The organism is Bradyrhizobium sp. BRP20, from assembly GCF_020194215.1.
GTDB lineage: Bacteria > Pseudomonadota > Alphaproteobacteria > Rhizobiales > Xanthobacteraceae > Bradyrhizobium > Bradyrhizobium yuanmingense.
This window is the reverse complement of sequence record NZ_JADYVY010000006.1, coordinates 1-18965: the sequence shown is the minus strand read 5'-3', so window position 1 is coordinate 18965 and position 18965 is coordinate 1. Positions and strand designations below refer to the sequence as shown.

The window sequence follows — 18965 nt, the reverse complement described above, 5'->3', positions numbered from 1 at the left end:
GTTCTAAGAGACCGTCATTTCCGTCAGCCGCGCCGCGTAGCGGGCCATCAGGTCGACCTCGATATTAACCTCATCCCCCGCCTTCCAGCTGCCGATCGTCGTAACATCAAGCGTGTGCGGAATGATCAGCACCGAAAAGGTCACGTCTGCAACGGTATTGATCGTCAGCGAGACGCCGTCGAGCGTGATCGAGCCCTTGGTGGCGATGAACCGGGCCAGCTCCCGCGTCGTCGAGAGCACGAAACGCGCCATATCCGGCAAGTCCTCGCGGCTGACGATGGTTGCAATCCCATCGGCGTGGCCGGCGACGATATGGCCGCCGAGCTCATCGCCGATCTTCAGCGCGCGCTCGAGGTTGAGCCTGGTGCCGACCTTCCAGTGCTTGGCCGTCGTCAGCGCCAGCGTCTCGGCCGCGGTGTCGACGTCGAACCAGGTCCTTTGCTTGGAGTCCCTGCCATCCGCAACGCCCGAGGCAACCACGGTCAGGCACACACCGTTGCAGGCGATCGAGGCGCCGTCCGCAATCGTGCTCTGATCGTAGCGGCAGGCGATCCGCAGCCGGTGCAGCTGCCCCGGCGCCGTTGGCGTGAAGCTGACGATCTCGCCGATATCGGTGACAATGCCGGTGAACATTACGCGCGCTCGTAGATGGTGAGGTTATCCTTGCCGCAGGTCTCGCTAGCATGAACCTTGTAGGCCGGCGACTGCGTGATTTTCGACAGGGGCAATGCATCGAGCGCATCGACGCCGCCTTCGCCGACCGCTTCCGCTCCGCGGAACAGCCAGACCTCGTCGACGAGATCGGCCGCGACGAACGATGCCGCAACGCGGCTGCCGCCCTCGACCATCAGCCGTGTGATGCCCTTGTCCGCCAGCGCATGCAGCACGGCCGAAAGATCGAGCCCGGATGCACTCCCCGGAGGCATGCGCATGATTTGCGCACCGGCCGCGCCAAGGCGCGTCGCGGCGGCCGCTTCCGCAAGCTCGGACGCGATCACCCAAAGCGGCGTCTCGCGCGCGGACCGAACCAGCTGGCTCGATGCGGGAATGCGCAGGCTCCGGTCGAGCACGACGCGCACCGGCGAGCGCGCCGTCATGCCCGGCAGGCGGCAGTTGAGCTGCGGATCATCCGCCAGCACCGTGCCGATGCCGACCAGGATGGCATCGCTTTGCGCGCGGAGCAGATGCACGCGGTTGCGTGCCGCCTCCCCCGTGATCGCAAGCGGCTTGCCGCCGGCCGCACCGATCTTGCCGTCAGGCGAGACCGCGAGCTTCAGGATCACATGAGGACGCTGGTCCCGGATGCGGCGGAAATGGCCGGCATGGTCGAACGCGGCCTCCGCCGCGCACAGACCGACGTCCACATTGATGCCGGCGGCGCGCAGGCGCGCATGGCCCTGGCCCGCAACTTCCGGATTGGGGTCCTCGATCGCCGCCACCACGCGCTTGATGCCGGCGGCGATCACAGCATCGGCGCAAGGCGGCGACTTGCCGAAATGAGAGCACGGCTCCAGCGTGACGTAGAGCGTGGCACCCCGCGCTGCTTCGCCCGCCCGCCGCAACGCCTCGGGCTCACCGTGCGGACGTCCGCCTGCTTGCGTCCAGCCGCGGCCGACGATGACGCCGTCCTTGACGATGACGGCGCCCACGGCCGGATTGGGCCAGGTCCGGCCCTGCCCGCGCCGACCGAGCGCAAGCGCCAGCTCCATGAAACGGCGATCAGCATCCTTGGCCTCGCGGGCCTTCTGCGCGAACTGGTCTTCCAGGATGCGGAAGATCATTTGCGGATCGCGGCGAGCCGCGCTTCCTCCTCGCCGGAGAGCTCGCCGAGCACGTCGGCGAAATCCTTGGCCTCGCGGAAATTGCGGTAGACCGAGGCAAAGCGCACATAGGCGACGTCGTCGAGCGTGCGCAGATGCTCCATCACGGTCTCGCCGATCACCTCTGAGGAGATCTCGGCCTCGCCTCCGGTCTCGAGCTCGCGCACGATGGTGGAGACCATCTTCTCGACGCGCTCCGGCTCGACCTGCCGCTTGCGAAGTGAGATCTGCACCGAGCGCATCAGCTTGTCGCGATCGAACGGCACGCGGCGGCCGTTGCGTTTGATCACCGTGAGCTCGCGCAGCTGTACGCGCTCGAAGGTGGTGAAGCGGAAATTGCAGGCGACGCACACGCGCCGCCTGCGGATCACGGACGAGTCCTCGGTCGGACGCGAGTCCTTCACCTGCGTATCGAGACTGTTGCAGTTCGGGCAGCGCATCCGTGTGACCTTTATTTTCGCATGATCTCTTCGGAAAACCGGTACCCACTTTTCCGGATCATGCGGCGCCTTACTGGTAGATCGGGAACCGGTCGGTGAGCGCCTTGACCCGTTCCTTGATCGCAGCCTCCACCAGCGGCGCCTTGCCGTCGGAGGATTGCGCGATCGCATTGAGGACCTCGGCGATCATGCCGCCGACCTGCTGGAATTCGGCCACGCCGAAGCCGCGGCTGGTCGCAGCCGGCGTGCCGAGCCGAATGCCCGAGGTCACAAAGGGCGATTCCGGGTCGAACGGAATGCCGTTCTTGTTGCAGGTGATGGCGGCGCGAACCAGCGCCTTCTCCGAGACGTTGCCCTTCAGGCCCTTCGGCCGGAGATCGACCAGCATCAGATGATTGTCGGTGCCGCCGGAGACGATATCGAGACCATGGCCCTTCAACGTCTCGGCCAAGGCCTTGGCGTTCTCGACGATGTTCTTGGCGTAGACCTTGAAATCCGGACGCAGCGCCTCGCCGAAGGCGACCGCCTTGGCTGCAATCACGTGCATCAAAGGACCGCCCTGCAGGCCCGGGAAGATCGCCGAGTTGAGCTTCTTGGTCAGCGTCTCGTCATTCCACAGCATCAGGCCGCCGCGCGGACCACGCAGCGACTTGTGCGTCGTGGTGGTGGTGACGTGCGCATACGGCACCGGGGAAGCATGCACGCCGCCGGCGACGAGCCCAGCGAAATGCGCCATGTCGACCAGCAGGTAAGCGCCGACGCTGTCGGCGATCTCGCGGAAACGCTTGAAGTCCCAGGCGCGCGAATAGGCCGAGCCGCCGGCGATGATCAGCTTCGGCTTGACCTCTTCGGCCTGCTTGGCCACCGCATCCATGTCGATGATCTGGTCCTCGCGGCGCACGGTGTAATGCGCGGCCTTGAACCACTTGCCGCTCATGTTCACGGGCGAGCCATGGGTGAGATGGCCGCCGGCGGCGAGATCGAGACCCATGAAGGTGTCGCCCGGCTGCAGCAGCGCCAGGAACACCGCCTGGTTCATTTGGCTGCCGGAGTTCGGCTGCACGTTGGCAAAACTGGCGCCGAACAGCTTCTTGGCACGATCGATCGCAAGGTTCTCGGCGACGTCGACCCACTCACAACCGCCGTAATAGCGCGCGCCCGGATAACCTTCCGCGTATTTGTTGGTCATGACCGAACCCTGCGCTTCCAGCACGGCCCGGCTGACGATGTTCTCGGAGGCGATCAGTTCGACCTCGTGGCGCTGCCGACCGAGCTCACCCTTGATGGCGGCAGCGATTTCCGGATCGGCCTGCTCGAGCGAGGCGGTGAAAAACGAATCGGGCGCGGAGGCGGACTTGGGTGCGGTCATCTTGCGAATATCTCCACCGCCGCAGCCTTTTGGCGGGCTACGGGCGGGTCTGGTGTGGCGGTCGGAAGCACGCGCGATCTACCACATCGGCCGACCGCGGCCAAGCATTTGCGGGTCGGGCCTGATATTTATGCAAGATATGGTGGGATTGGAGGTTTTCAGCCCGGGAGCGGTCTTGCGAGATCCGCTCCCCGTCAATATCCGGGTGGGGCCGCTTTGGGCCTTATTTCTTGCCAGCTGCCGCCGGGGCAGCCGGCGTCGTTTTACAGCCCGGTATACCCCGCCTTCACGGGGTCGACGCTGCCGTCGAGCTGGCGCAGATAGGTCAGGCCGCAGACCGTCAACCTATGGGTGTCGGTCTCGCCGGCTTCCATCAGGATGTTGAGGTAGTTCGTGACCTTTTCACGCGCCTCGGCGCTGGCCGCCGCGGTGCGGTTGGCGAGCAGGTCGTAGGTCTGCATGATGCGGTCGATGGCAGCTTCCATGGCATCCTCTGGTTGGTCGGGATCTTGGGGGTTTTGATCAGGCAACCGCTCTGGCCTCGGTCTGCGCCTGGAACCGGGCGATCGCCCTGTTGGCCAGCCTGATCTTGTTGAATTCGCCCTGCTGGAGCAGCTTGACGATCAGGTGAAGCAGGCGGTCGTCGGTGACGAGAGTGTCCGGGATTGCGCCGGAGCGGCGAAGGTAGTTCGCGGCGATGGCGTAGGCCTCGCTGACGAGTTCCACGTTCATCACCCGAAGCCCGCGCTCGACCAGCATCGCCGTTTCTCCGATCCGAAGAAGATAAGCGCCGAGCCCGGAACTGGTTCCTGGCTGCCGGGGGATTTTTTCGCAGGTGCAAAAAAATATCAACGCACCGGTCCGGGGCAACTCCGGACCAGCGCGCTTGGGGAAGTCAGGCACGTTCGGGAGGGCTGCCGGTCTTGTTGCGGGCCGGCTTCGCCCAGATCCCTTTAGAACTCAGAGGCGATAGAGGATCTGGTCGGTCCAGAACCGCTCCAGGCGGTGCAGCGACTTGTTGAGGGTCGCAAACTCGTCGCCGGAGATGCCGCCGACCTGCTCCACCGTCTTGACGTGCTTCTGGTAGAGCGCATCGACGATGCGGCGGACTTCCTGGCCCTGCGGGGTCAGGCGGATGCGCACCGAGCGGCGATCGACGCGCGAGCGCTGATGATCGAGGAAGCCGAGCTCGACGAGCTTCTTCAGATTGTAGGAGACGTTGGAGCCGAGATAGTAACCGCGCGTGCGCAATTCGCCCGCGGTCAGCTCCTTGTCGCCGATGTTGTAGAGCAAGAGCGCCTGGACCGAGTTGATGTCCGCGCGGCCGCGGCGATCGAATTCGTCCTTGATCACGTCGAGGAGCCGGCGATGCAGCCGCTCCACCAGAGTCAAAGCTTCCAGATAGAGCGACTGCACCGAACCCTGCTGGCCGGAGACGCGCTCTGCGGTATCTGCCGCAGTTGCGACGGCTTTCATCATGACACTTCCCCTGTTGTCGTTTTTATCGACACTTATTCGACGAAACTTGTGTCCCGTCTGATAGGTGCAACTTAAGAGGGGCGTTTGAAGATCGGCTTAAATAAGAGAATAAAGAGATCATGAATTTAAGACAGTGAATTGCGCATTAAGCCTGTGCCACAAGTACTTTTTGAAAGCCTCTGTTGACCTTCGCAAGGTCCTGTTCACCCTCCGTCCGCCGCTGTTGTCGCATTCCAGAACAGCCCCGCCCCGTTTCGAAACGCACGCGTAAGAGCTGTGGCGGAACCGGCTGGTCAATGAAAACTTACCGCGAATTTTAGGCAACCAGCGGTCAACCAAACGCAACATTCTCCTGTCCCGGACAAGCGCAGCAAGCGGCGCGCAGACCCGGGATCCCAGAAGCCAAAAGCGAGATATCGGAAAGATGGGCCCCGGCTCTGCAACGCATCACGCCGCAAACTTCGGCGTGCTGCATTGCGTCCGGGGCACGAGAGCGTGAGCGTGAATCTCTGCGCGCTACGGCGGCCGCTCGCGCGCGGCCATCCAGGCGAGCGCAAGATAAGCGGCAAGCATGAAGACCTCGACGCCGACCACGACGAGGCTGCCGCCGTAGATTCCCGGGAACATCAGCTCGATCACGGCCATCGACACCACGGTCGTCAGCCACACCACCGCGCCCCAGGGCGTCGCCAGCCAGAGGCCGACGGCGGCGACGAGCTCGATCACCGCGAAGTAGACCGTCGCGGCCTGCCAGGCCATCGACTGGTTCTCGAACGCCTCGTCCTCGCCGCCGACGAAGCCCGTGACCTGCGCCCAGTGATAGAGGCCTTTCAGGATCGAGAGCAGCGCCATCACCCGCAGGAACAGCACCAGCCGTCGGGTCCAGACATTGTCGTCGGACTCCGAGCGCTCCGAGGAGATCGCCGCCACTGAGAGCGCGCTCTCTCGGGCAGTGTCACGGGCAGCGTCCCTGGCATTGGCGCCGCCTTGGGCCGCATCGCGGGTGGAGATCTCGGACATGGCCCCTTCTGGCTGCTTCGGCCCGCAAAATCAATCGGCTGCCCAAGTCAGGTTCAGATCTGCCTTGCGGCAGGTCAAGCCGCGGTGACGGGAACCATGCGAGCTGGTATAAGAATAATTCCAGCCGGAGGAAGAATGATGGCGATCAAATACGGACGTCCGATCGAATTGCGCGACGTTTCGCGCCGGGACAGCACGGCAGTGCCGCATGCCCTCGATCTGACCGTCCGTCCGCGCCGCAACCGCAAGGCCGAGTGGGCCCGGCGCATGGTGCGCGAGAACGTCCTCACCACCGACGACCTGATCTGGCCGCTGTTCCTGATCGACGGCACCAACAAGCGCGAGCAGGTCGCCTCGATGCCCGGCGTCGACCGCCTCAGCGTCGACCAGGCCGTGCGCGAGGCCGAGCGCGCGATGAAGCTGACCATCCCCTGCATCGCGCTGTTTCCCTACACCGATCCGTCCCTGCGCGACGAGGAAGGCTCGGAAGCCACCAACCCGAACAACCTGGTCTGCCAGGCCGTGCGCGCGATCAAGAAGGAGTTTCCGGAGATCGGTATCCTCTGCGACGTCGCGCTCGATCCCTTCACCAGCCACGGCCATGACGGCCTGATCTCCGACGGCAAGATCCTGAATGACGAGACGGTCGCAGTGCTGGTGCGTCAGGCCTTGGTGCAGGCCGAAGCCGGCTGCGACATCATCGCGCCCTCCGACATGATGGACGGCCGCGTCGCCGCGATCCGCGAGGGGCTGGACCGCGCCGGCCTGCTCGACGTGCAGATCATGGCCTATGCCGCGAAATACGCCTCCGCCTTCTATGGCCCGTTCCGCGACGCCATCGGCTCGGCCAAGACGCTCACCGGCGACAAGCGCACCTATCAGATGGATAGCGCCAACACCGATGAAGCGCTGCGCGAGGTCGAGCTCGACATCGCCGAGGGCGCCGACATGGTGATGGTGAAGCCCGGCATGCCCTATCTCGACGTGGTCCGCCGCGTGAAGGACACGTTTGCGATGCCGACCTTCGCCTATCAGGTCTCCGGCGAATACGCGATGATCGCCGCAGCCGCGAACAACGGCTGGCTCGACGGCGACCGTGCCATGATGGAAAGCCTGCTCGCCTTCAAACGCGCCGGCGCCGACGGTGTGCTGAGCTATTTTGCGCCGAAGGCGGCGGAGAAGCTGCGGGGCCAGACGTAAGCTGTCGTAGGGTGGGCCAAGCGAAGCGGGCCCACCGATTCATCCATCGTGTAAGTCGGCGGGCAATGGTGGGCACGGCGCAAGCGCGCCTTTGCCCACCCTACAGGACCGCCCGATCACCGCCCCCGAATCGCCGGAATATTTCGGCTTGCTGCCGCCCGCGCGCCCTTGGCACGGGCATGGCCTGTTCCCATGTCCTGCGAGGGGAGCTTCGCTGGGAGAACGGACCATGTCGTACAACTCGGGCAATTCAGGCGGCTGGCGCAATGACGGCGCCATGCAACCGCATGCCTACGACCCTGACCTGCATCCGGAACTGTTCCGGGGCGTCGCGACGCGGCGGGTGTTCGCCTTCCTGATCGACATGGTCGTGATCTCGGTGCCGGTGATCCTCGGCTACATCTTCATCGCCTTGTTCGGCGTGGTCACCCTCGGCATCGGCTGGGCGCTGTTCTGGATCGCCTGGCCGGCCTCCGTGATCTGGGCTATCGTCTATTACGGCGCCAGCATCGGCGGTGCGTCCTCCGCCACGGTCGGCATGCGCCTGATGGACCTGGAGCTGCGCACCTGGTACGGCGCGCCCGGCTACTTCGTGCTCGGCGCCACCCATGCCGTGCTGTTCTGGGTGACGGTCTCGTTCCTGTCGCCGTTCGTGGTGCTGGTCGGCCTGTTCAACGGCCGCCGTCGCCTGCTGCACGATTTCGTGCTGGGAACGGTCGTGATCAACAATTCGGTTCGCATACCCACTCCGCAGGCGGCGCGGACGTGGTGAGCTAATCGATTGACCGGGGGCTTTTGGAGCGCGATGCTGATGCCTGTTTCGGAGGCCCACGACGTCCCTTGACCCAGCACTCGCGCGACACCCCCCAGTTTTACCTCACGGCGCCCTCACCCTGCCCGTATTTGCCGGGCCGACATGAGCGCAAGGTGTTCACGCATCTGGTCGGGGACCGCGCCGGTGACCTCAACGACCTGCTCACCCATGGCGGTTTCCGCCGCAGCCAGTCGATCGCCTACCGTCCCGCCTGCGACCAGTGCCGGGCCTGCGTCTCGGTCCGGGTCATCGCCAACGAGTTCCGCCCCTCGCGCAACTTCCGCAAGGTGATGGCCCGTAACGCCGACATCATCGGCGAGCAGCGCAGCGCGGTGCCGACCTCCGAGCAATATTCGGTGTTCCGCGCCTATCTCGACGCCCGCCACCGCCACGGCGGGATGGCCGACATGACCGTGCTCGACTACGCTATGATGGTCGAGGACAGCCACGTCGAGACCCGCATCATCGAATACCGCAAGCGCGGCCCCGACAGCGGCATCACCGGCCGCGGCGAGGAGCTGATCGCAGTGGCGCTCACCGACGTTCTCAGCGACGGCCTGTCGATGGTCTATTCGTTCTTCGAGCCTGGCCAGGTCAGCCGCTCGATGGGCACCTTCATGATCCTCGACCATATCGCCCGTGCGCGACGGCAAGGGCTGCCTTACGTCTATCTCGGCTACTGGATCGAAGGCTCCAAGAAGATGGACTACAAGGCCCGCTTCCTGCCGCAGCAGCGCCTCGCCCCCTCAGGCTGGCTGCGCATCGACGCGCAGGGCGACACGGCGTCCGAGCCGCAGGATTAGTGAATGGCGAGTAGCGAATAGGAGAACGCCCCCACTCGCTACTCGCCATTCGCCACTCACCCAAAGAACGTATCTGCCAGCAACTTCAGATTCAAAATCACGATGATGCCCGCGACGATCCAGGCGACCGCGGCAACCGACATCGGGATCGCGAACTTGCCCATCTTGCGGCGGTCGGAGACGAAGCGGACCAGCGGAATCACCGCGAAAGGCAGCTGCATCGACAGCACGACCTGGCTGAACACCAGCAAATCCGCAGTGCCGCGCTCGCCGTAGATCGCGGTGACGATGATCACGGGAATGATGGCGATGCCGCGGGTCAAGAGGCGGCGCGCCCAGCTGGGCAGGCGCAGATCGAGAAAGCCCTCCATCACGATCTGGCCGGCGAGCGTCGCAGTGACCGTCGAGTTGAGGCCCGAGGCGAGCAGCGCCACCGCGAACAGCGTCGAGGCGATGCCGAGACCGAGCAGCGGCGACAGCAGCTCGAACGCCTGCTCAATCCCGGCCACGTCGGAATGGCCGCTCTTGTGGAAGGTCGCAGCAGCGACGACGAGGATCGCGGCGTTGATGAACAGCGCCAGCATCAGCGCGATGGTCGAGTCCGTCGTCGCCCATTTGATCGCTTCGCGCCGGCCGGTGTCGTTGCGTTCATAAGCGCGCGTCTGCACGATCGAGGAGTGCAGGTAGAGATTGTGCGGCATCACGGTGGCGCCGATGATGCCGATCGCGATGTAGAGCATGTCGGAATTGGTGAAGATCTCGCTCTTGGGCACGAAGCCCCGCAAGACCTCTGCCACCGGCGGAGCCGCCGCCGCGATCTGCACCGCGAAGCAAACGGCGATCACCACCAGCAGCGCGATGACGAAAGCCTCCAGGAAGCGGAAGCCCCGGTTCATCAGCAGCAGCAGCAGGAAGGCGTCGAGGGCTGCAATCAATGCGCCGCCAATCAGGGGAATGCCGAACAGCAGCTTCAGCGCGATCGCCGTGCCGATCACCTCGGCGAGATCGCAGGCGATGATGGCCGCCTCGCAGGCGAGCCAGAGCAGGAAGTTCACCACCCGGGGATAGGAGGCGCGGCAGGCCTGCGCGAGATCGCGGTCGGTGACGATGCCGAGCCGAGCCGCCAGCGACTGGAGCAGGATCGCCATCAAGTTCGAGATCAGGATGACGGAGAGCAGCGTGTAGCCGAACTTCGACCCGCCGGCGAGATCGGTCGCCCAATTGCCGGGGTCCATATAGCCGACCGAGACGAGGTAGCCCGGCCCGACGAAGGCCAGCAGCCGGCGCCACCAGCGGCCCGCGGCGGGAATGGCAACGGTGGAATTAACCTCAGCGAGGCTTTTGGTGGTGGGCGCATCAGCGCGCCAGCCGGCGAGGTCGGGAGTTATGTGGGGTGATCGGGCATCCATATCGGCAGAATACCCAAGTTCATTCTTATTGCAACTCATTTGCAACTGCATCTAGCGGCGGGCATTCCCGCCGCCGATCGCGGAAATCGCCTCTTGTCGGGAAGCGGGTGGGTTTGGTGGTCATCGGGGGCCAACATTGGCGCAAATTCGCCTCTACGGGATATGCGCCATGTCAACGCCGCCTCGCCTTCCTGACACTTTCAACCGCCTCGCCTGGTCCAATCTCGCAGCGCAGTCGGCCGAGCAGATCGCGCTCGCGGCAGCGCCCATCGTCGCCGTGCTGACGCTGGGGGTGGCCGAAGGCCAGACCGGCCTGCTGCAGACCGCGCTCACCCTGCCCTTCGTCCTGTTCGCCATCCCCGCCGGCGTGTTTGCAGACCGAATTTCCCGCCGCAGGCTGATGGCGAGCGCCGAGGCACTGCGGGCGGTGGCGCTCGCGGCCGTCGTGCTGCTGCTCACGCTGGGAGCCCTCAACCTGCCGCTGCTGGCCCTGCTCGGCTTCGCCGCCGTGTGCGGCACCGTCGTTTACAGCGTGGCAGCACCGGCGCTGGTGCCCTCGCTGGTGAGCTCCAACCTGTTGCCGGCGGCGAATGCGCGCATCGAGCTGGCGCGCACCATCGCCTTCGCCAGCGGGCCTGCACTCGGCGGTGCGCTGGTTGGGTGGTGGGGCGCGAGCCCGGCGTTCGGCTTTGCCGCGGCGCTCTCGGCCATCGCGGTCGTGCTGCTCTCCGGCATCTACGAGCCCGCACGTGCGCCGGCGCCCCGGCGGCATCCGCTCCAAGAGATCCGCGAGGGCGCGGCCTTCGTGTTTCACCATCCGCTGCTGCGGCCGGTCTTCATCACCCAGTTCATCTTCAACACCGGCTGGTTCCTGCAGATCGCGGTGTTCGTGCCCTACGCCGTGCGCCATCTCGGTCTGAGCGCCGCCGGTGTCGGCACGGTGCTGACGATGTACGGCGTCGGCATGGTGATCGGCGCGCTCCTCGCCACGCGCGTGATGAAGCGCATCGCCTTTGGCACCGTGGTGGGGCTCGGCCCCGTCACCGGCTTTGTCGCCGCCTTGGTGATGGCGCTGACGGTGCTGGTCCCCTCGCCCTGGCTCGCGGGCTTGAGCTTCTTCCTGCTCGGCGTCGGCCCGATCCTATGGGTGATCTCGACCACGACGCTGCGCCAGTCCGTGACGCCGCCGCGCCTGCTCGGCCGCGTCTCCGCCATCAACATCATGAGCTACGGCGCCCGCCCGCTCGGTTCAGTGCTGGGCGCGCTCGTCGGCGGCCTCTGGAGCGCGGAGGCATGCCTCTATCTCGCCGCGGCGTTATTCGGCGTGCAGGCGCTGGTGATCCTGCTGTCACCGGCAGTGGGACTGGACCGGCAGCCGGACATGGTGGGAGATGAGGTGGCGGCGCGGTGCTGACCACAAGTGCATTGCGAGGAGCGTAGCGACGACGCAATCCAAGGTCCCTTCGTTGAGGGACCCTCGATTGCTTCGCTGCGCTCGCAATGACGGCGTCGGTTGAGGCCGCGGAGACTAACCCGCCAGATAGCGCTCGTAGCTGCCCCTGACCGGCTCGCTCGCGTCGACTTCCGGATCGAGCGTGTAGAGATCCTGCGCGCGGCCGATGCCGCGCAGCGCGTAGCGGCCGGTGGAGACGAGGTAGCGGCGGCCGGCGGCATCTAGGCCCTTGTAGAATTCGGACGAGGCCAAGAGCTCGCGATCCACCGAGCGGCTCATCGAGGCGATGCGGCTGACCTCGTTGACGGTCGGGCCGACCACGGTGAAATCAAGCCGGTCCTCGCTGCCGATATTGCCGTAGAAGACCTCGCCGACATGCAGGCCGATATAGGCTGACGTGGTCGGACGGCCCTCCGCCGCCCGCCGTTCGTTCAGCGCAGCGACATTCTTGCGGAACAGGTGCTCGGCGCGGAGCGCGGCCCGCCGCGCATCCGCCATGTCCTCGCCCCAGAACATCGCGAGCACGCCGTCGCCGATCAGCTTCAGTACGTCGCCGCCGGCTTCGTGGATCGGATCGATCACGGCCTGCGCATAGTCGTTGAGGAACGGGATGATCTCGTCGGGACCGATGCTCTCGCTGATGCCAGTCGAGCCGCGCAGGTCCGAATACCAAAGCACGGCATTGATGCGCTCGGTGACGCCGCGCGAGATGCGCCCGCGCAGCACCTGCTCGGAGGCGTCGCGGCCGAGATAGACCCGGCCGAGCGTGCGCGCGATGTCGACCTGCTGCGCCGACTTGATCGCGAGCCCCAACACCGGAACCAGATCGCGCAGCGCTTCCAGCTCCAGTCCGGAGAACCCGCTCGCGCGGCGGGTGGTCCAGCAGGAATAGAGGCAATCCATCAGGCCGAGCGCCCCGTTCTCGCCGAAGCGGTGGACGAAGGCGAGATAGTGCTTGTGGCCCTTCTCGGCGAGCTCGCCGATCTGCGAGAAATCCATCGACGGCGCATCGGCGAGATCGATCACCATCTCGTCGTGGCCATTCTCGAGCATGTGGAAGAACACCGAGCGGCGCCAGCTCTTGGCGGCGTCGCCGTCGGCGGTCGAGCCGTATTCGAAGGCATCGCTCTCGTTGCTGGGACGATCGCTCCAGCGGAAGCCGCGGCCTTCATAGATCGGATGCAGCGTGTCGATGACGACGAGGCCACGCGACAGTTCCAGCCCCTCGGCGCAGCAACGCTCGCAGAAGCCGCGGAGCAGTTCAATTTCAGGCAGGCCCGTGAGCCCCTGGCCGGTCAGCCAGTTCATCAGCGTAAGGCGCGAGGTCAATTGCATGCGCCATTATGGCGTGCATTCGTGACGAGCGGAAGCGGGGTATCTGCATACAACCCAAAGGCTCCCCGCGGGCAGCAGGTCGAATATGCCGCAGACCCGGTTGACGCGCTCTCGCCGCGAGCTGCAAATGCGCCGATGACACGGCCGATCAGAAATACGGGGACATGACCCGGCACCAGCTCCCGATCATCCTGGCGCTCGGCACCACGCAGACCCTCGCCTGGGCCTCCAGCTATTATCTACCGGCGCTACTCGCCGATCCCATGGGACGCGAGCTCGGTGTCTCCTCCAACTGGATCTTCGGTGCGTTTTCGGCCGCGCTGGTGATCTCCGCAATGCTGGGACCGGGCATTGGACGGCAGATCGATCTCGTCGGCGGCCGTCAGGTGCTGTCGGCGTCCAACGTGACCATTGCCGCCGGCCTCGTGCTGCTTGGCATCTCGCAGTCGGTGATGGTGATGGCGATCGCCTGGCTGGTGCTTGGCATCGGCATGGCAATGGGGCTCTACGATGCCGCCTTCGCCGCTTTGGGGCGCATCTACGGCACCGAGGCGCGCAGGCCGATCACCGGCATCACGCTGATGGCGGGCTTCGCCTCCACCGTCGGCTGGCCGCTCACCGCCTGGGGCCTGTCGCATATCGGCTGGCGCGAAACCTGTTTTGCCTGGGCCGCCGCCAATATCCTGATCGGCCTGCCGCTCAATTTCTTCATGCTGCCGGTCATCAAGGGCGCCAAGCAGGCGGCAGCCGCGGCCGCGAAGCCGCATGTGCCGCTCGACCGCACCATGATGTTGCTGGCCTTCATCTTCGCGGCGGTCTGGACTGTCACCGGCGCGATGGCCGCGCATTTCCCGCGCATCCTGGAAACGATGGGGGCAACGCCAGCCGAGGCGATCGCGGCCGGCGCATTGATCGGGCCGGCGCAAGTTGGTGCCCGCATGCTGGAGGCCGGCTTCCTCAGCCGTTTCCATCCGCTGTGGTCGACGCGGCTCGCCAGCCTCACCCACCCGCTCGGCGCCGTGATCGTTGCGATTTTCGGTGGCGCTGCGGCGAGCGCGTTCGCGTTGTTCCACGGCTCCGGCAACGGCATTCTGACGATCGCCCGCGGCACCCTGCCGCTGTCGATCTTCGGCCCGAAGGATTTCGGCTATCGCCTCGGCATCATCGGCGCGCCGGCACGGATGGCGCAGGCGGTGGCGCCGCTCGCCTTTGGCCTGCTCATCGACCTCATGGGCGCCAAGGTGCTGATCGTCTCATCCGCGCTCAGCCTCTCGGCGCTGGCCGCGCTGTTCCTGATCCGCGCCGGCCGGCGGCCGGATTGACCAGACCTGAGCTTTCGCGCACAAGCGGGCCATGAGCGACGACGACAGCCCGCCCCGCACGTTTAACGGCCTCCTGCGCTGGGCGACCAGGCCGCCGCAGGCCTGGGGCGTTTATCTGCTCGCGATTCTCCTGGTCTGGCTGATCTCGTTCTATGCCGGCACGCTGAAACCGAAGAAGACGCCGGAGGCGAGCCCGCCGACAGCAACCGCGCCGAAGGGCTAAGCCACCTTCGACTCGCTGGTCGCAATCCCGATGCCGGCGAACACTGCGACCAGCCCCGCTAGAAGATTGGGCGTGATCGGCTCGCCGATCAGCAGCGCCGCCAACAGAGCGGCGGCGATCGGATTGACCGTCATCGTATTGGCGACCCTGGTCGGCGTCGCCCGCGCCAGCGCCATGACCCAGAGGATGAAGGCGAGCGCGCCGCCGCCGATGCCGAGATAAACGCCGGCAATCCATTGCGCCGCCGTGAAGTGCTCGAGCGCTGCAAAGCTGCCTTTCGCCAACCCCGCCAGCACCAGTACGACGGCGCCCACGCCCATGCCGACGGTGAGAAAACCGAGCGCGCTCGAGCGCTGCATCAGCGGTCGCGACAGCACGTTGTAGAACGCCATGCAGAACACCGCACCGGTCATGATCAACTCGCCGCGCCATGCGCCCGGTGGGCTTTGCGCGAGGCCAGCCGCCAGCGCCGCCGACACGCCGAGCACAGCGATACCCACGCCCGTCATCTTGCGCGCCGTCAATCGCTCCACGCCGAGGACTGCGCCCACCAACATGGTGTGCAGCGGCAGCGTCGCGAGCGCGAGACTGGCGCGGGCGGCCGTCGTGTAGGACAGCGCAATGTTGTAGAGGGTGAAGAACAAGCCGAAGAAGCAGATGCCGAGCAGCGCCACGGCGGGCCAGTCCGGCCGCTGCGGCCAGCGCACGCGGAGCAGAAACGCGCAAGGCAACAGGCAGAGAAAGCCGATCCCCCAACGCAGGGCCGCGAGCAGGACGGGATCGGCGCCGCCGATGAGGTAGCGGGTGACGGCCGCGGCAGTCCCGCCGAAGCTGCTCGAGACAAGCGCGATCGTAACTCCGCCCCACTCGCCCACGACCTTCTCCTGTCACGGAGCTTTCGCGGGCCCTAGCATGATGCTGTTGCCACCCTTGTGGCAGCGGCCTCAGGGAAAGGTCAGTCGGTAAAACTCCGGCGCCATCCTCTGGCTGTCGCGCTGGGCGGTTGTCGTGGTTGATCCAGAGCTGCGCCTTCTCCTTGGCGAGCGTGTCTGCGATCTTCTGCATCGAGGCCGGCGGCGGCCGGAAGCTTGCCCCGACCGGATGCCCTTCCAGCTGGCGCGCTCTTCGCCCACATCACGGCGGATAGAGATCGCCATCACCTCGCTTCTCGTCCGGAGGACTGGCTGGAGCATCGTGCACCGTCAACGGTCGCCGATCCGCAACCAATCGCGCCAGCTGCGGCGCGGCGGCACTGGTACCGATGAGCCGAAACACCACGCCGCTTCGATTGCCCCCGGCACGTACACCCTGCAGAGCATCTGACTCGTCGCAGAACAGCGCATAGTCGGGACCAACTCGCCGTGGGAGCGGCCCGGTTCGTGCGGGGCCCGCCGACGAATAAGGCGACTTGCGTTTCGGCGCCGACAGAATGTAGCCGCCGGCCACCTGCACACCCGCGACGCTGTCCGTACCGATCCCGTTGAGGGTGCCCAGGCGAGAAACAAGCGAGCCGGTCTTGTCAAATTCCCCACCGGCATACGTGCAGCCGGCCTCGGCCGCGCGGCCCGCCTCCCATCCGGCGTCGATGAAGTACGAACGCTTCGCACCCGTGCGCATGTTCATGTTCGGATCGGTACGTGCCACATAGGCATGAACCTCGCTCCCCAACTCGATGCCCTCCACCTTGATCTTCCAATTCCCATGCTCGGGCACCATGCCGGCTCCCGCGATGGTGGGCTCGACCGCAATCAGCCACACCCTATTGTCACCCCAGTCAACGGGGGCATACGCACCGGTATAGGGCGGAAGCGCCGGTGCAGCGGGCGGCGGGGGTGGGGGACCGGGAGGCGCTGGACCGGCAGTCGACGAGGAGCTACGACCGCCGGGCGAGGTGAGCGTAACAATGACATTGTCCGTGCAGTTCTTCTTCATCCAGACTTCGGCAAAGCAGAGCACGGTATTGTCGGGGGGAAGGCGCCACGTCCATTCGACATGGTCGGGCTCTGCCATGGTTTGCCTGACGAAATGGATGTGCCCATCGCTCAGATAGTTGTTGCCGGCAGGCAGGAAGACGTCGAGCTTTGGACTTACGGAAACGCCGTCATAGTGGGTGACAAGCTCCCTCAGCTTGCCCTCGAGCTCCGACGTGCCGTTGTGAGGTCCGGTTGTCGGCCCGTAGCTGACATTGATCACCACGTTCGTTGTGCCAGAATCGACAAATGACATGATGTAATCGACTGCATCGGCGACGTAACCCTTCAGCCAGACGCCGGTCGCGTCACGAAGGCAGCTCTCGGGAAACTGCACGAACACGATATCTGCTTCGCAAGCGGGATCGGTCAGGGGATCTCCGGGCTGCCAACTTGGCGGATCGCGGCGCGCGATGCGTGCCGAGAGCGGAATGCGTCCGGCGAGGACATCCATTACATGTGCACCATGCGAGGCCTGATGCTTGAGGGTCTTGAAACCTCCACGCGCGTAGCAGCCATCCTCGTCGATCGTGTTTGCCCTCTTGTGCAACTGGATCCAGTCGTTGAGCCCAACCACGCCGGATATGGAGTCTCGAAGGAACTCGAGGCCGTAATTGAAATCGAACGGCTTCTCGCCAAAGACGTCGGCACCTACCGGGATCGGGACTCGGCCTGCGTGCTCGTTCTGATCCCAGACACCGCGCACGCGTGTCCCGGATGCGACACCCGCGATCCTTTTGACAAACTGAGCGGCCGCGAACGGACAGCCATCGTCGATCACGCCGATGAGGAGAGGTGTCGGTGGTTGTTCGCTCGCGGACCTGTTGCGCTGCGCACCCTTTTGTATGGCCGTCGGCTTCAACGGGAGGGACAGCTCGACCCGGGATACGTTGTCGTCCCACGCCCGGAAACTGTCCTTCTCGACAGCCCTTATGTAAGCCCGCATGGTCAGATATCGCGAGTTCGGGCTGGTCAGCCCGAATTCGGCGCCGAAGTCACTAGGACTCATGGCTCTCACAAAATTATCGGCCAGCCCGGCGTGCTTAAGCTCCACGAACAGGAATAGCTTGGACTCCTGCTCGTCGAAAAAATCGAAGTTCTTAAATTCGCTCGCGATTGCGTACCGGAGGTACGGGTCGAAGCATCTCGGCAATTCCTCGGCCATGGAATGCTCTCCACTTCGGTTGCAGGGACGTGTTTCCTACGGAAATCTTGTCGAAACTTCGTAGTAGGCCTTGTCCCATAGTTCCTTCATCAGGAGGGACTGCGTAACAGTCCCTCCTGTGGTTTCCGAATAGAACTTGTTGGCATTGAGCGCCTGGTCAGCGTGGAAGGGATTGAAATCCGTGCGAGAGTTACTGTCGGCGTGGCTGGCGTTGAATTTGCGGCTCTTGGTTGCCGTGCTCCCGAGACAACGGCCGACGAAGTACTCGCCCAAGGCGATACCCAGCATCCGCCCTGCCATGCTGTCGACTGGAAAATGGACTCCGGCCACGACCCGATTGGTTGCGATTCGTGCGGCCTGCCGGTCGAGCTGCTCGACGATCTCCGGGAATCCGGATGTCGTCTTGTGCAGGCTCAATAGCCGTTTCAGCACGTAGGCTACCGCGTAAGCCTGCGTCGCATGTCCGCTCGGGAAACTTCCGTGTCCCGGCGTCGTGATCATCGGCTGAACCTGGGCGTTGTATTCCACGGGACGCGAGCACCCCAGCGCATGCTTGAAGCGCATTTCCACGTAAACGCAGAATTGCAGGACCATGTTGATGAGCTCGAATGTCCGCCTGGTCCTCTCGGGATGCAGGTAGACGATCGAGGACCAGAAGGCATACTGGGGATCGATCTGCGCTATGATTTCTGTGGCGCGTTCGTTGCGCAGCTCGGCCCAGCTCACGACCATCTCAATCTGGTCTTGAAACGTCGATTGGACCGGACGCCCTAACTCCGCAATCACGTATGCGGGCGAGCGAACCAGGAATGCGTTCGGATCGGCGCCCGACACCTGAAGGGTGATGCCCTGCAGCATCTCCCCGACCGCCGTGTAGGCGCGCACCCACGGCTCCCAGCGATCCAATTGGGCTGGGTCTTCGATCGCCGGCAAGGCCGGCGCGTAGTAGTAAAAATACGGAGAGGTCGGTCGCTCCGGAACAACGATTGTCCCTTCGCGAGCGTGGATGAGTGCATCCACCATGATGGGATTGGCCCAGACGTCGCCGAGCGTGCCAATTATCGCCCCACCGGCCCCTCCAGCGCCGCCCGCTCCGCCTGCACCTCCTGCCCCCCCTGCGCCGCCGGCTCCGCCAGCACCACC

At 65.0% G+C, this 18965-nt stretch carries 19 protein-coding genes; 6 read left to right on the top strand and 13 right to left on the bottom strand.

Annotated features, from left to right (window positions below; all coding sequences use genetic code 11):
* Window positions 1-3: 3 nt before the first annotated feature.
* The 8 genes from I6F33_RS15785 to I6F33_RS15750 all read right to left on the bottom strand — a co-directional run bounded on the left by I6F33_RS15785 (window position 4) and on the right by I6F33_RS15750 (window position 6128).
* On the bottom strand, window positions 4-633 hold the full coding sequence (locus tag I6F33_RS15785; RefSeq protein WP_057029743.1) for a riboflavin synthase: 630 nt from the start codon (window positions 631-633) through the stop codon (window positions 4-6).
* Window positions 633-1781, bottom strand: coding sequence for a bifunctional diaminohydroxyphosphoribosylaminopyrimidine deaminase/5-amino-6-(5-phosphoribosylamino)uracil reductase RibD (gene ribD / locus I6F33_RS15780; protein ID WP_225143240.1), 1149 nt, complete (start codon window positions 1779-1781; stop codon window positions 633-635). The genes I6F33_RS15785 and ribD overlap by 1 nt, the downstream gene beginning before the upstream one ends.
* Complete coding sequence (gene nrdR / locus I6F33_RS15775) at window positions 1778-2260, bottom strand: transcriptional regulator NrdR (protein WP_011087793.1); 483 nt, start codon at window positions 2258-2260, stop codon at window positions 1778-1780. Before nrdR ends, ribD begins: the two co-directional genes overlap by 4 nt.
* Window positions 2261-2330: 70 nt before the next feature.
* The gene (gene glyA / locus I6F33_RS15770) at window positions 2331-3629 is read right to left on the bottom strand and encodes a serine hydroxymethyltransferase (protein ID WP_036010474.1); all 1299 of its coding nucleotides are present in this window, start codon (window positions 3627-3629) and stop codon (window positions 2331-2333) included.
* Between the two features lie 263 nt (window positions 3630-3892).
* The gene (locus I6F33_RS15765; RefSeq protein WP_025036694.1) at window positions 3893-4114 is read right to left on the bottom strand and encodes a hypothetical protein; all 222 of its coding nucleotides are present in this window, start codon (window positions 4112-4114) and stop codon (window positions 3893-3895) included.
* 37 nt (window positions 4115-4151) lie between these two features.
* Window positions 4152-4388 (bottom strand): hypothetical protein, encoded by a 237-nt coding sequence (locus I6F33_RS15760; protein ID WP_036010478.1) that lies wholly within the window; start codon window positions 4386-4388, stop codon window positions 4152-4154.
* 201 nt (window positions 4389-4589) lie between these two features.
* The gene (locus tag I6F33_RS15755) at window positions 4590-5108 is read right to left on the bottom strand and encodes a transcriptional regulator LdtR (RefSeq protein WP_025036696.1); all 519 of its coding nucleotides are present in this window, start codon (window positions 5106-5108) and stop codon (window positions 4590-4592) included.
* Between the two features lie 516 nt (window positions 5109-5624).
* A complete protein-coding gene (locus tag I6F33_RS15750) occupies window positions 5625-6128 on the bottom strand; it encodes a DUF6163 family protein (protein WP_025036697.1) in 504 nt (167 codons plus the stop codon).
* 138 nt (window positions 6129-6266) lie between these two features.
* Here I6F33_RS15750 and hemB point away from each other — a divergent pair, with 138 nt between their 5' ends.
* The 3 genes from hemB (at window position 6267) to I6F33_RS15735 (ending at window position 8945) form a co-directional block, all read left to right on the top strand.
* Window positions 6267-7328, top strand: a complete 1062-nt coding sequence (gene hemB / locus I6F33_RS15745; protein ID WP_036025484.1) for a porphobilinogen synthase — start codon at window positions 6267-6269, stop codon at window positions 7326-7328.
* Window positions 7329-7557: 229 nt separating this feature from the next.
* Entirely contained in the window at window positions 7558-8100 is a 543-nt protein-coding gene (locus I6F33_RS15740) for an RDD family protein (protein ID WP_036014977.1), read from the top strand.
* A gap of 68 nt (window positions 8101-8168) precedes the next feature.
* Window positions 8169-8945 (top strand): arginyltransferase, encoded by a 777-nt coding sequence (locus tag I6F33_RS15735; protein ID WP_036014979.1) that lies wholly within the window; start codon window positions 8169-8171, stop codon window positions 8943-8945.
* A 56-nt stretch (window positions 8946-9001) separates the two neighbouring features.
* Here the strand turns inward: I6F33_RS15735 and I6F33_RS15730 are convergent, their stop codons facing one another.
* Entirely contained in the window at window positions 9002-10354 is a 1353-nt protein-coding gene (locus tag I6F33_RS15730; RefSeq protein WP_036014980.1) for an Nramp family divalent metal transporter, read from the bottom strand.
* Between the two features lie 169 nt (window positions 10355-10523).
* Here I6F33_RS15730 and I6F33_RS15725 point away from each other — a divergent pair, with 169 nt between their 5' ends.
* Complete coding sequence (locus I6F33_RS15725) at window positions 10524-11768, top strand: MFS transporter (protein WP_036014982.1); 1245 nt, start codon at window positions 10524-10526, stop codon at window positions 11766-11768.
* Between the two features lie 114 nt (window positions 11769-11882).
* On the opposite strand, the gene I6F33_RS15720 is transcribed toward I6F33_RS15725, so the two are convergent.
* Window positions 11883-13142 carry an adenylate/guanylate cyclase domain-containing protein gene (locus I6F33_RS15720; protein WP_036014983.1) on the bottom strand — a complete coding sequence of 420 codons (1260 nt, stop codon included), beginning with the start codon at window positions 13140-13142 and terminating at the stop codon, window positions 11883-11885.
* 164 nt (window positions 13143-13306) lie between these two features.
* On the opposite strand from I6F33_RS15720, the gene I6F33_RS15715 reads away from it, so the two are divergent.
* Both I6F33_RS15715 and I6F33_RS15710 read left to right on the top strand, forming a co-directional pair.
* A complete protein-coding gene (locus I6F33_RS15715; RefSeq protein WP_036014984.1) occupies window positions 13307-14464 on the top strand; it encodes an MFS transporter in 1158 nt (385 codons plus the stop codon).
* 31 nt (window positions 14465-14495) lie between these two features.
* Window positions 14496-14687 (top strand): hypothetical protein, encoded by a 192-nt coding sequence (locus I6F33_RS15710; RefSeq protein ID WP_225113058.1) that lies wholly within the window; start codon window positions 14496-14498, stop codon window positions 14685-14687.
* Here the strand turns inward: I6F33_RS15710 and I6F33_RS15705 are convergent.
* The 3 genes from I6F33_RS15705 to I6F33_RS15695 form a co-directional block, all read right to left on the bottom strand.
* Window positions 14684-15562: a DMT family transporter gene (locus I6F33_RS15705; protein ID WP_036014986.1), complete on the bottom strand. Its 879-nt coding sequence runs from the start codon at window positions 15560-15562 to the stop codon at window positions 14684-14686. The two genes, I6F33_RS15710 and I6F33_RS15705, sit on opposite strands and share 4 nt — an antisense overlap.
* A 259-nt stretch (window positions 15563-15821) precedes the next feature.
* Window positions 15822-17822 (bottom strand): hypothetical protein, encoded by a 2001-nt coding sequence (locus I6F33_RS15700; protein WP_036014987.1) that lies wholly within the window; start codon window positions 17820-17822, stop codon window positions 15822-15824.
* Window positions 17823-17858: 36 nt separating this feature from the next.
* Window positions 17859-18965: phosphatase PAP2 family protein (locus I6F33_RS15695; RefSeq protein WP_225143238.1), on the bottom strand; the 1107-nt coding region annotated here is incomplete at its 5' end.